13 protein-coding genes are annotated in these 13114 nt (G+C 50.4%); 12 read left to right on the forward strand and 1 reads right to left on the reverse strand.

The window, feature by feature from the left end:
• Positions 1–290 precede the first annotated feature (290 nt).
• Genes M493_RS00160 through rsmI form a run of 7 tightly spaced genes read left to right on the forward strand, consistent with a single transcriptional unit; the run spans position 291 to position 6404 of the window.
• On the forward strand, positions 291–1730 hold the full coding sequence (locus tag M493_RS00160; protein WP_023817403.1) for an aminotransferase class I/II-fold pyridoxal phosphate-dependent enzyme: 1440 nt from the start codon (positions 291–293) through the stop codon (positions 1728–1730).
• 20 nt (positions 1731–1750) lie between these two features.
• Entirely contained in the window at positions 1751–2431 is a 681-nt protein-coding gene (tmk, locus tag M493_RS00165; protein ID WP_020958280.1) for a dTMP kinase, read from the forward strand.
• A 31-nt stretch (positions 2432–2462) separates the two neighbouring features.
• A complete protein-coding gene (holB, locus tag M493_RS00170) occupies positions 2463–3455 on the forward strand; it encodes a DNA polymerase III subunit delta' (RefSeq protein ID WP_023817405.1) in 993 nt (330 codons plus the stop codon).
• A 14-nt stretch (positions 3456–3469) separates the two neighbouring features.
• Entirely contained in the window at positions 3470–4297 is an 828-nt protein-coding gene (locus M493_RS00175) for a PSP1 domain-containing protein (protein WP_020958282.1), read from the forward strand.
• A 16-nt stretch (positions 4298–4313) separates the two neighbouring features.
• A complete protein-coding gene (gene yabA, locus M493_RS00180) occupies positions 4314–4676 on the forward strand; it encodes a DNA replication initiation control protein YabA (RefSeq protein ID WP_020958283.1) in 363 nt (120 codons plus the stop codon).
• A 60-nt stretch (positions 4677–4736) separates the two neighbouring features.
• Positions 4737–5486, forward strand: coding sequence for a tRNA1(Val) (adenine(37)-N6)-methyltransferase (locus tag M493_RS00185; RefSeq protein WP_020958284.1), 750 nt, complete (start codon positions 4737–4739; stop codon positions 5484–5486).
• A 15-nt stretch (positions 5487–5501) separates the two neighbouring features.
• Positions 5502–6404, forward strand: a complete 903-nt coding sequence (gene rsmI, locus M493_RS00190; protein ID WP_020958285.1) for a 16S rRNA (cytidine(1402)-2'-O)-methyltransferase — start codon at positions 5502–5504, stop codon at positions 6402–6404.
• Between the two features lie 21 nt (positions 6405–6425).
• On the opposite strand, the gene M493_RS00195 is transcribed toward rsmI, so the two are convergent.
• Positions 6426–6719, reverse strand: a complete 294-nt coding sequence (locus tag M493_RS00195; protein ID WP_020958286.1) for an AbrB/MazE/SpoVT family DNA-binding domain-containing protein — start codon at positions 6717–6719, stop codon at positions 6426–6428.
• Positions 6720–7111: 392 nt separating this feature from the next.
• Between M493_RS00195 and metG the strand changes: the two genes are divergently transcribed.
• The 5 genes from metG (at position 7112) to rsmA (ending at position 13073) form a co-directional block, all read left to right on the forward strand.
• Positions 7112–9064, forward strand: a complete 1953-nt coding sequence (gene metG, locus M493_RS00200; RefSeq protein WP_020958287.1) for a methionine--tRNA ligase — start codon at positions 7112–7114, stop codon at positions 9062–9064.
• Between the two features lie 133 nt (positions 9065–9197).
• A complete protein-coding gene (locus M493_RS00205; protein WP_020958288.1) occupies positions 9198–9968 on the forward strand; it encodes a TatD family hydrolase in 771 nt (256 codons plus the stop codon).
• Between the two features lie 201 nt (positions 9969–10169).
• Positions 10170–11375 carry a G5 and 3D domain-containing protein gene (locus M493_RS00210; RefSeq protein WP_041267811.1) on the forward strand — a complete coding sequence of 402 codons (1206 nt, stop codon included), beginning with the start codon at positions 10170–10172 and terminating at the stop codon, positions 11373–11375.
• A gap of 260 nt (positions 11376–11635) precedes the next feature.
• A complete protein-coding gene (rnmV, locus tag M493_RS00215; protein ID WP_020958290.1) occupies positions 11636–12199 on the forward strand; it encodes a ribonuclease M5 in 564 nt (187 codons plus the stop codon).
• Positions 12192–13073, forward strand: a complete 882-nt coding sequence (rsmA, locus tag M493_RS00220; protein WP_020958291.1) for a 16S rRNA (adenine(1518)-N(6)/adenine(1519)-N(6))-dimethyltransferase RsmA — start codon at positions 12192–12194, stop codon at positions 13071–13073. Before rnmV ends, rsmA begins: the two co-directional genes overlap by 8 nt.
• Positions 13074–13114: the final 41 nt, after the last annotated feature.

Genomic DNA, 13114 nt, shown 5'->3' on the forward strand with positions numbered 1-13114 from the left:
TCAGGCCTATTTTTATCATCTTGCACCGAGAACCCCCCACTTCCACGCATGGGCGTAGGTGGGGGATGGATCGGTGTCTTTCCTCGTCAGTCCCCTTCTTGCTTCCAACAGGCAGTTGGTTCTGTTTGTGAGCAAAAGCCGCGGATGCCGTATGCGCGTTTTCTTTCAGGGCAGTTCGTGTTACTATTATTTTGTTATTTCTCGTACATACTGAACGATTTCGGCGTTTATGCTGATGCCTGTTGCGCCTTTCGCTGCAGGCGGCAAAGCAGCAAGGAAAGAGGATGATGATGGATCAAACGAAAACTCCTTTATATGATGCTCTCATGCGCCATTGGACGCGCTGCCCGGTTTCGTTTCACGTGCCGGGACATAAATACGGTGCTTTGTTTTCCGAACGGGGGAGAGAGATGTTTACACCGTTGTTGGCGTTGGATGCGACGGAAATTTCCGGATTGGATGACTTGCATCATCCTGAGTCGGTAATTGCTGAGGCGCAGGCGTTGGCAGCGGATCTATATGGCGTTAGGGAGACGTTTTTCCTTGTGAACGGTTCGACGGCAGGGAATTTGGCGATGATCGCCGCCGTTTGTGATGAAAAAAAGCGGAAAATCATTGTGCAGCGCAACTGTCACAAATCCGTGATGCATGCACTACAGTTAATGGGAGCAACCCCTGTTCTTCTTTCCCCTGAATTTGATGGCGATGTGCGTGTTGCTTCGCACGTTTGCATAGAGACTGTCAAAGAGGCAGTTGCTCTTCATCGCGATGCTGCCGCCATTGTATTAACGAATCCAAACTATTATGGGATGTCTATTGATTTGACGGAAATTGTCCGTCTAGCCCATCGCTATGGGATTCCCGTATTGGTCGATGAGGCACATGGCGCCCATTTTGTCGCCGGCCCCCCGTTTCCGAAACCGGCGCTTGCCTGCGGTGCCGATATTGTTGTGCAGTCGGCGCATAAAACATTGCCGGCGATGACGATGGGAGCGTTTTTGCATGTGAACAGTGGGCGTATCGATGTAGAGCGGTTGAAATATTTTTTACAGCTGTTTCAATCGAGCAGCCCATCTTACCCGATTATGGCGTCACTCGATTTGGCACGCCATTATGTCGCCCAGCTCACAAAGGATCGTGTGGCGGCGATTGTAGCGCAAATCGAGGAGTTTAAGATGGCATTGGCCCATATGGATGGGGTGGCGGTCGTTTCTTCCCGGCAGCCTGACGTGCAAACCGACCCGTTAAAGGTGACCGTGCAAACGCGCAGTCCGCTGACAGGATATGAGCTGCAGCGGCGACTCGAGCACGAAGGGGTGTTTACGGAATTAGCTGATCCATTGAACGTTCTGCTCGTCTGTCCGCTCGCTGCGACTGGAAAGCTGATGGAGGCGGTGGAGAAAATCAGACGGGCATGGCGGGGGGTGCCGGCTGGCGAGATGCCTCTGTTTGGTTCTTTCCCGTTTTTGCGTCCGCCGCTGTCGGTGTTAGTTCCGTATGATGAGTTGCGCGATGTACGGAAGAAAGCGGTCGCTTTAGATGAAGCGGAAGGGTGCGTGGCGGCGGAAACCGTCATCCCATATCCGCCTGGAGTGCCGCTCATATGGATCGGGGAACGGATCGACCGCGGCCATATTGAACACATTCGCCAGCTTCTCCGCCATCAGGTGCATATGCAGGGCGGAAGTCAGCTCGGGGATGGGTTGATTGTCGTATACGAACTTGGATGATGGAAAGGATGCTGCGGGTGATGAACGGGTACTTTGTTTCATTTGAAGGGCCGGAAGGGGCCGGGAAAACGACCATGATCGGCAAGCTCGAGTCGTTTTTGCGCGAGCGGAGCTTTGATGTAATGGTAACGAGGGAACCTGGTGGAGTGCGCATTGCGGAGGCGATCCGCGCGCTCATTTTAAACCGGGAGTATACGGAAATGGACGGGCGAACGGAAGCGCTTTTGTATGCGGCAGCGAGGCGGCAACATTTGCTTGAAAAAATTGTCCCGGCGCTCGAGGCTGGACGCATTGTGCTATGCGACCGGTTTGTGGACAGCTCGCTCGCCTACCAAGGGTTTGCCCGCGGGCTTGGTATCGAAGACGTATGGAAAATTAACGAATTTGCCATTGACGGGTATATGCCGTCGCTGACGGTTTATTTTGATATTGATCCACAAACCGGACTCGAACGGATTCGGAAAAATCGGGAACGGGAAGTGAACCGGCTTGATCTTGAATCATTGTCTTTCCATGACAAAGTAAGAGAAGGATACCGGGAGTTGGCAAAGCGGTTTGCTGACCGGATCATTGTCATCGATGCGGGCCGGCCGCTCGATGTCGTGTTTGCCGAGACGGCGGCGGTGGTGCTTTCCCGCCTCAAAGGAAGATCAAAGTGCGATTTCCATGAATCCGGCCGTGATGATTCACGTTGGACATGATAGAATAGAAAGTAAGAAATGAGAAAGAGTGATGGCGATGCGATGGGAACAGCTGGCAAAGCGCCAACCGGTGGTGGCGAAAATGCTGCAAAGCGGCCTTGAAAAAGGACGGATTTCCCATGCGTACTTGTTTGAAGGGCAGCGGGGGACAGGGAAAAAAGCGGCCAGCTTGTTGTTGGCCAAAAGCTTGTTTTGCTTGTCCCCGTCAGGAATTGCCCCGTGTTTGGAATGCCGCAACTGCCGGCGCATCGATTCCGGCAACCATCCGGACGTTCGGTTGATCAGCCCGGATGGCGGATCGATTAAGAAAGAACAAATCGAATGGCTGCAGCAAGAGTTTACCAAAACAGCGGTCGAGTCGGATAAAAAAATGTATATTGTCGAACATGCCGATCAAATGACGACAAGCGCGGCCAACAGCCTTTTGAAATTTTTGGAGGAACCGTACCCGGGAACGGTGGCGGTGTTGTTGACCGAGCAATATCATCGCCTGTTAAGAACTGTTGTTTCCCGCTGTCAAGTGTTTTCCTTCCGGCCGCTGCCGCCAACAGAACTCGCCGGTCAGCTCGTTGAGGAGCGCGTGCCGCCGGCGCTGGCGCTGCTCGCCGCTCACTTGACGAACAGCTACGACGAGGCGTTGGCGCTCAGCCAAGACCGTTGGTTTGCTGAGGCGCGAACATTAGTGCTACAATTATATGAGATGCTTGGCAAGCCGGCGTTGCAGCTGCTGTTTTTCATCCACGACCGTTTGTTTCCGCATTTTCCGGAAAAATACCAGCTTGACCTTGGCCTTGATTTGCTTTTATATATATACCGCGATTTGTTGCATATTCAAGCCGGGCGGATGGATAGCGCATTATACCAGGATGAGCTTGACCGCTTGCAACGTTGGGCGCTTTCTTGTCCGCAACGGCGAATTTTAGACAGCATGGACGCGATTTTGCAGGCGAAAGCGCGTTTAAATACAACAAATATGAGCACGGCGCTGCTGATGGAGCAGCTGGCTCTTCAACTAAAGCGGTAAAGGAGGGAGAACCGTTGTATACTGTAGTTGGCGTCCGTTTTAAAAAGGCGGGAAAAATTTATTATTTTGATCCAGGTGACTTTGTCATTCCCGCCGGTGAGTTTGTCATTGTCGAGACGGCGCGTGGCATCGAATACGGAAAAGTGGTCATCGCCAATAAACAAGTCGATGAAAATGATATCGTGCTGCCGCTGAAAAAAGTAATCCGCGTGGCGAATGAGAAAGATAAATGGGTCGTTGAAGAAAATAAAAAAGCGGCCCGCGAGGCGTATGATATTTGTTTGCGCAAAGTGGAAGAGCACGGGCTGGAAATGAAGCTCGTTGATGTGGAATACACGTTTGACCGCAACAAAGTCATCTTTTATTTCACCGCTGATGGCCGTGTCGATTTCCGGGAGCTCGTCAAAGACTTGGCTTCGATTTTCCGCACGCGCATTGAGCTGCGGCAAATCGGGGTGCGCGATGAGGCGAAAATGCTAGGCGGTATCGGGCCATGCGGCCGGATGCTTTGTTGTTCGACCTTTCTCGGCGATTTTGAGCCGGTGTCGATCAAAATGGCGAAAGATCAAAACTTATCGCTTAATCCGACGAAAATTTCCGGGTTATGTGGACGGTTGATGTGCTGTTTGAAGTACGAGAGTGAAGAGTATGAAACGGCGAAAGAGCAGCTTCCGGATTTAGGGGAGTATGTTGAGACGCCTCATGGTTTTGGCAAAGTGGTCGGTTTGAACATTTTAGAGCGGGTGTTGCAAATCGAATTACCGGAGCACGGCCGGGTCGTCGAATATACACTTGATGAGCTGATGAAGGACGGAACGTTATCTACTCGTGTCGCAGATTAATTTGAGGTGGGGCCATGTGGAAAAGGTAGATAAAAAAGAAGTGTTTCAATCAGTGGCAAACATGGAAGAGCATTTGAGCCATTTTTACCGTGAGCTTGTGCAGCTGAAGCAACGCGTATCCGAGCTGTTAGAGGAAAACCATCAGCTGCAAATTGAAAACGCTCATCTGCGCCGGCGGCTTGAGCAGCTGCTCGAGGCATGGGAAGAGGAAAAACGAAAAGAGACGAAGCATGGCAAAAAACTAATCGACATTGGCGAAGGGTATGACAATTTAGCCCGCCTTTACCAAGAAGGGTTCCATATTTGCCACGTTCACTACGGAAGCGTACGCACAGAGGGCGATTGTTTGTTTTGTTTATCGTTTTTAAACAAAAAATAAAGATAGTGTAATCCTTTCCGCTCCGGAAAGGTTATTTTTTTCAATGGAGGATCGTTTGTGATGGTAGAATTGTACGGGGATGAACGGCTTGACTATTTGTTCAATGAGGAGCTCCGCATCATTCAAAGCCCATCCGTGTTTTCCTTTTCCCTTGATGCGGTGTTGCTCGCCCATTTTGCCTATTTGCCGATTCAAAAAGGGCAAATCGTCGATTTATGCACGGGCAACGGGGTGATCCCACTGTTGCTGAGCCAGCGAACAAAAGGAACGATTATCGGCGTTGAAATTCAGGAGCGGCTTTGTGACATGGCGAGGCGAAGCGTGCAGTACAACGGGCTTGAAGAACAAATCAAGATTATACACGGCGATATTAAAGAGATGCCGCAGCGAATTGGCTATAGCCGGTATGACGTCGTTACGTGCAATCCTCCATATTTTCCGGCTGCCGGCAAAGAAGAGTTAAGCAAAAATGAACACGTGGCGATCGCCCGTCACGAAATTTATTGTACATTAGAGGATGTCGTTCGCGTTAGCAGCCAATTGCTGAAGCAGGGCGGAAAAGCGGCGTTCGTTCACCGACCCGGCCGGCTGCTTGATATTGTGATGCTTATGCGCCAATACCGGCTTGAACCGAAACGGCTTCGATTCGTTTATCCAAAAGCAGGAAAAGAGGCGAACATGATTTTAATTGAAGGAATGAAAGATGCCAGCCCGGACTTAAAAGTGTTGTCCCCGCTTGTCATTTATGGCGAGGATAACGAATATACCGAAGAAACGAAGCGCATTTTAAACGGCATCATTTCATCGTAAAGGGGCGGAAGATGGATGCTTTGGCAACAAAAAAGCTTTGTCGAACAAACGGGACAAGGAACGCTGTACATCGTGCCGACGCCGATCGGCAATTTGGACGATATGACGTTTCGGGCTGTGCGGATCCTGCGGGAGGCGGACGTGATCGCTGCGGAAGACACAAGGCAGACGAAAAAGCTGTTGTCGCATTTCGACATTCATACGCCGCTCGTTAGCTATCATGAGCATAATAAGTACGCCAGCGGCCGGCAGATTGTTGAATGGCTGAAAGAAGGGAAAACGGTGGCGTTAGTGAGCGACGCCGGCATGCCCGGCATTTCCGACCCTGGCTATGAGCTTGTTGCTGCTGCACTGGGCGAACGGTGCCGCGTCGTGCCGCTTCCCGGAGCCAACGCGGCAGTGACGGCGCTCGTCGCCTCCGGGCTGCCAACGGAGCGTTTTTTATTCGTCGGTTTTTTGGACCGGGCGAAAAAAGAAAAACGAGAGCAGCTGCTGTCGTTAAAAGCAGCGGAGGAAACGTTGATTTTTTATGAGGCGCCTCACCGTTTAAAAGAAACGTTGGCCATGATGTATGACGTATTTGGCGAACGGCGCATCGCCATTGGTCGCGAGTTGACGAAACGGTTTGAGGAGTTTATCCGCGGCGATTTAAGCGAGGCGGTCGCTTGGGCGGAGACGACTGACATGCGCGGTGAGTTTTGCATTGTTGTTGAAGGGACAAGAGACGGGAATGAACCCGGACAGGAGGGGGCATGGTGGCAGCCGCTGTCGATTGTCGAACATGTCGACTATTATGTTCGTGAACATGGCCTTTCCGTAAAAGAAGCGGTGAAACAGGCAGCCGGTGATCGGAACATGTCGAAGCGCGACGTCTATCAACAGTATCATCAACGGCAAGAAAAGAAAGAGTTTCTCTGAGAACCCAGAGAAACTCTTTTTTTATTCATTATCCGTTGCCTCTTGCAAGTGCTGGCGGATTTCCTGGAGCAAAATTTCCGCGCCTTCACGGCTTAAAATGATTTTGCCGCCCGCTAATTTAAAGTTGTCGTCTGACACTTCGCCGGTGACGACGCACGTCATATTCGGCTTATATTTTTTCAAAATGATGCGATCGTCATCGACGTAAATTTCCAATGCATCTTTTTCGTTAATATCTAACGTCCGGCGCAACTCAATCGGGATGACGACGCGGCCCAACTCATCGACTTTACGTACGATTCCTGTCGATTTCATCGTCTGTTCTCCTCTCCGAAATAGTTTTGTCGTTTATTCGTCAATATTCGACAAATTTCCTACACCCTAATCATATCAGTGTTTCCATTATGCGTCAATCCTTTAATATGTAAAATTTAAAAAAAATGTATATTGTTATTTCACAAAAAAGCTTGTCAATGAATAAAAGGAAAAATGAATCATTTTGACCGTTTAAACCTTATCCTCCTATAATGAATTCGCAGTGCATGCCAAAACTAAGGCCGTCTTTTTGTCCATGTAGGTATATTTTTTTCACCGAGGAGAAATAGATGTTTTTGTAGAATGAAAAAATTATGTAAAATAGAAGTAACGCTGCTCCCGTCGCCAGACGGGGGCTTTTGTGCTCAACAGTACGAGGGAGGGCCTAACTGATGGAGAAAAAGACGTTTTATTTGACGACGCCGATTTATTATCCAAGCGACAAACTGCACATCGGCCATGCCTATACGACCGTGGCGGGGGATGCCATGGCGCGCTATAAACGGCTGCGCGGCTACGATGTCATGTATTTGACGGGAACCGATGAGCACGGACAAAAAATTCAACGTAAGGCGGAGGAAAAAGGGGTCACACCGCAGCAATATGTCGATGACATCGTTGCCGGCATTCAAGAGTTGTGGAGAAAACTGGACATTTCATACGACGATTTTATCCGTACGACACAGGAGCGGCATAAAAAAGTTGTTGAAAAGATTTTCGCCCGTCTTGTCGAACAAGGCGATATTTATTTAGGCGAGTATGAAGGTTGGTATTGCACGCCGTGCGAGTCGTTTTACACCGAGCGGCAGCTTGTCAACGGCAACTGTCCGGACTGTGGCCGTCCGGTCGAAAAAGTGAAAGAGCAGTCGTACTTTTTCCGGATGAGCAAATACGTCGACCGCCTGCTCCAATATTATGAGGAGAATCCGGACTTCATTCAGCCGGAATCGCGGAAAAATGAAATGATCAACAACTTTATTAAACCGGGTCTCGAAGACTTGGCTGTGTCGCGGACGACGTTTGACTGGGGCATTAAAGTACCGGGCGACCCGAAGCATGTCATTTATGTGTGGATCGACGCTTTAGCTAACTATATTACAGCGCTTGGCTACGACACGGACAATGACGAAAAGTTCCGCAAATATTGGCCGGCTGATGTCCATTTAGTCGGCAAGGAAATTGTCCGCTTCCATACGATTTATTGGCCGATTATGCTCATGGCGCTCGGGCTGCCGCTGCCGAAAAAAGTGTTCGGTCATGGCTGGCTGCTTATGAAAGACGGGAAAATGTCGAAATCGAAAGGCAATGTCGTGGACCCGGTGACGCTCATCGACCGATACGGCTTAGACGCACTCCGCTATTATTTGTTGCGGGAAGTGCCGTTTGGCTCTGACGGGGTATTTACGCCGGAAGGGTTTATTGAGCGCATCAACTATGATTTGGCCAACGATTTAGGCAATTTGTTGCACCGGACGGTAGCGATGATTGAGAAATACTTTAACGGTGCGATTCCGCCGTACCGCGGCCCGAAAACACCGTTTGATAAAGAGTTGGCGCAGACGGCACGCGAGGCGGTCCGTCAGTACGAAGAAGCGATGGAACAGATGGAGTTCTCCGTTGCCCTCGCTTCAATTTGGCAGCTCATCAGCCGGACAAACAAATACATTGATGAAACGCAGCCATGGGTATTGGCCAAGGAGGAAAGCAGACGGGAGGAGCTCGCTTCTGTCATGACCCACTTAGCGGAGTCGCTCCGTCATACGGCCGTGTTGCTGCAGCCGTTTTTGACGCGGACGCCAGAGCGCATTTTCGCCCAGCTCGGCATTGCCGACCGTTCACTGAAAGAGTGGGACAGCCTGTACGATTTCGGCCTCATTCCGGAGGGCACAAAGGTGCAAAAAGGGGAACCGCTCTTCCCACGGCTGGATATCGAAGCCGAAGTCGAATATATTAAAGCGCATATGCAGGGCGGCAAGCCGGCGGCGGAACCGGCCAAAGAGGAAAAACAAACGGCTGGGACGGCCGGAATTTCCATTGATGAGTTTGCCAAAGTCGACTTGCGCGTTGCCGAAATTGTGCATGCCGAACGGATGAAAAATGCCGATAAGCTGTTGAAGCTTCAGCTTGATCTTGGCGGCGAGAAACGGCAAGTGATTTCCGGCATCGCGGAGTTTTACAAGCCGGAGGAACTCGTCGGCAAAAAAGTTATTTGCGTCGCCAATTTAAAACCGGCCAAGCTGCGCGGTGAATGGTCGGAAGGAATGATTTTGGCCGGCGGCAGCGGAGGGGACTTTTCGCTGGCAACCGTGGATCAACACGTGCCAAACGGGACAAAAATTAAATGATGCAACAGACGAGGGGGTGTCGTCTTTGACACCTCCTTGTCGCCATTTTGTAATGGAAATGTTACCGATCTGTGACATACGTAACCAATTTCTATGCTACACTTATCATCAAGGTGGAAAAGAGGGTAGTTGTATGCTTTTTGATACGCACGCGCATTTGAATGCGATCCAATACGATGAAGACTTACATCAAGTTATTGAGCGCGCCCGCGCTGAAGGAGTTTCACACATCGTGGTTGTCGGGTTTGACCGACCGACGATTGACCGGGCGATTGAGTTGGCCGAGCGGCATCCGTTTATTTACGCAGCGGTCGGTTGGCATCCGGTCGATGCGATTGATATGACCGATGAAGACTTACAGATGATTGAACAGCTCGCCGCTCATCCGAAAGTGGTGGCGCTCGGCGAGATGGGGCTTGATTACCATTGGGATAAGTCACCAAAAGACGTGCAGCAAGACGTATTCCGCCGGCAAATCGCGCTGGCAAAAAAAGTGAAGCTGCCGATCATCATCCATAACCGCGAGGCAACGGCGGATATTTTAAAAATTTTACAAGAAGAAAACGCCGCCGAAGTTGGCGGCATTATGCATTGTTTCAGCGGCAGCGTCGAAGTGGCAAGACAGTGCATCGAAATGAATTTTCTCATTTCCCTTGGCGGACCGGTTACGTTTAAAAATGCCAAAAAGCCGAAGGAAGTGGCGAAGGAAATCCCGCTCAGCCATTTATTGATTGAAACCGACTGCCCATATTTAACGCCTCACCCTTTCCGCGGAAAACGGAACGAGCCGAGCTATGTCAAATATGTTGCCCAGGCGATCGCGGAGATCAAAAACGTTTCTTTTGCCGAGGTAGCGGAAACAACGACGGAAAATGCCAAAAAATTGTTCGCCATCGACCGCTAAAATTAGGCGTCGAATGACCGGGAGACTTGTCGAAAGAACGGGGAAAACGAAAAAGTTCTACAAATTCAGCCGATATTGGCCGATCACGTGTCGACAAGTCTTCCTTCCTTTTTCGCTGAATTTTCTGCATAATAGAGTATGCTCGTGCGTACACGTTAGAGGGAGAGGGGAATTTCGGAGGAGAAGGAGGCGTTTTGTTTGATGTTGCCAAACAGGAGGAAATGGTTGGACTTATGGAGGAAAAACGTGACTGCTACGGCAAGCGGATTTCTCGCCATCTCCGCGACAACAGGGGTCGCCGGATATGAGATTGCGAAAGACGATGTGACGCTGACGGTCAACGGGGAAAAACAAGAAATTCGCACCCATGCGGAGAACGTCAAGGAGTTGCTTGAAGAGCAAGGCATTCAGCCACGCAAAGAAGATTACGTCTATCCGTCTTTAAGTACACCGATTACCGATGATCTCCATATCATTTGGGAAGCAAGCAAAGAAGTGACATTGACGGTAAACGGGAAAACGAAAAAGGTGTGGACGACGGCCGATACGGTTGGGGAATTGCTTCGTTTACAACACGTGTCAGTCGGACCTCATGACAAAGTGACGCCAACGCTTTCGGCGAAAATTAAAAAGGGCATGGACATCGGCGTCGAAAAAGCGTTCCCCGTTCGCATCAATGTTGGCGGCAAACAGCAGCAGGCATGGACAACTTCGACTACGGTCGCTGACTTTTTGAAACAGCAAGGGATTCAGCTAGGTAAACTGGATCGAATTGAGCCTTCCTTGCAAGAAAAGGTCAAAAAACAGATGACCATTCACATCACTCGGGTAAAAAAAGTCACCGATGTAGTGGAAGAGCCTGTCGATTTTGCCGTGGTGACAAAACGGGATAATTCACTGCCAAAAGGAGAACGGCGCGTCATTGAGTCCGGAGAAAAAGGGAAAATCGAAAAAACATATGAAGTGACGTTGGAAAACGGCAAAGAAGTCGCACGCAAATTGATTGCGGAAAAAACGGTTAAAGAAAGTAAAGCGCGCATTGTCGTCATCGGCACGAAAACAGTGCGCCCGGTTGCATCATCCGACCAACCGTCCTCGCGCGGCGCCGGTCACGCCGCGAAGGAATTTTACGTCACCGCTACCGCCTATACGGCCTATTGCGGAGGCTGTTCAGGCGTAACGAGCACAGGCATCAATTTGCGCCAAAACCCTTCCGCCAAAGTGATTGCCGTCGACCCGTCCATCATCCCCCTCGGGTCGAAGGTATATGTGGAAGGATATGGATATGCTGTTGCCGCGGACACCGGTTCAAGCATTCGCGGATATAAAATTGATGTATTTTTTCCGGAACGGTCGGATGCGTTTCGTTGGGGCAAAAAGCGCGTAAAAATACGGGTGTTGCCATAGAAATGCGATCGAAGGACAGAGCGGAGGGTTTTTTCCCTCTGCTCTTTTTCGTTATAATGACATTGTGCCGGGACAATGCGCACTTTACCACTTCTGTTTAATTAGACGGTTTAAGCGGAAAAAAGTTTCAACGGAATCGAAAAATAAAAAGGAAATGGAGCCATTAGCGTTGAAGGTTCATCCTACTCTTTATTTTACCGGAAAGGAGGCATTGCAGAAATAGGAAAAATCTCTTATTCCGCTGTTTCTGCAATGGTGCGATGAAAATTAAGGAAGTCATTGTCGTAGAAGGAAAAGACGATACGGCGGCGATCCGGCGCGCCGTTGATGCCGATACAATCGAAACAAATGGAGCCGCAGTAGGGGCGGATGTCATTGAGCGGATCAAACTGGCAAAAGAAAGGCGTGGCGTCATTATTTTTACCGATCCGGATTTCCCGGGGGAGAAAATCCGCCGGACCATTGCCGAGCAAGTACCAGGATGCAAACATGCGTTTTTGACGCGGGAGGCGGCAAAAGCGAAAAACGGCAAAGGCGTCGGGGTTGAGCACGCTTCTCCCGATGACATTCGCCAAGCGCTTGCGAACGTGTATGAAGAGACGGCGGATTGGGAAGAAGAAATTACGTTTGCCGAGTTGATCGAAGCCGGGCTGATCGGTGGGGAGATGGCGCGTCAGCGGCGGCTGCGCCTCGGAGCGGAACTGAAAATCGGCTATGCAAACGGACGGCAGTTTCATAAGCGGCTAAAAGTGTTCCGTATTTCCCGAGACACCTTTTATGCCGCGCTGGCACAAGTGATGCAGGAGGAGACAGGCGATGCATAAAGATATTGCCACACCAGGAAGGACGAAAGAAATTTTGGAACGGTACGGCTTTTCGTTTAAAAAGAGCCTCGGGCAAAATTTTGTAATTGACGCAAATATTTTGCGGAAAATTGTCGACGCCGCCGACGTTTCTTTCGACACCGGAGCGATTGAAATCGGGCCTGGCATCGGGGCGTTGACTGAGCAGCTTGCACGGCGGGCTAAAAAAGTGGTCGCCTTTGAAATCGACAACCGGTTGCTGCCGATTTTGGCTGATACGTTATCGGCTTATGACAATGTGCGCATTATCCACCAAGACGTATTGAAAGCTGATTTACATGCGGTGATTGCTGAAGAGCTCGCTGAGGTGAGTGATCGGATGGTGGTCGCCAACTTGCCGTATTATGTGACGACACCGATCATCATGAAGCTGCTCACCGAGCGGCTGCCGATCCGCGGCATCGTTGTCATGCTGCAAAAAGAAGTGGCCGACCGCCTCGCCGCCAGTCCGGGGACGAAAGATTACGGCTCGCTGACGATTGCTGTGCAGTATTATACGAAGGCGGAGGTAGTCATGACGGTGCCGCGTACGGTGTTTATGCCGCAGCCGAACGTCGATTCCGCTGTCATCCGACTGACAAAACGGTCCCATCCTCCTGTCGCTGTCGAGGATGAGGACGTGTTTTTCCAAGTGGTGCGGGCGAGCTTTGGCCAACGACGGAAAACGCTGTTCAATAATTTAATCCACAACCTGCCGGGTGGAAAGGAGAAAAAGGAACAAATTGAGCGGGCGCTCGCCGCTGTAGGCATTGATCCGCGCCGGCGCGGGGAAACGCTCAATATGGCTGAATTCGCCTCATTAGGCAACGCGCTGGCGCCTCTTTTTCGCGTTTAGGTTGCAGCTGAAAGGAAACGGGCGTCTATCACCTATTGTCC

Source organism: Geobacillus genomosp. 3 (assembly GCF_000445995.2).
In the GTDB taxonomy this organism is placed as follows: domain Bacteria; phylum Bacillota; class Bacilli; order Bacillales; family Anoxybacillaceae; genus Geobacillus.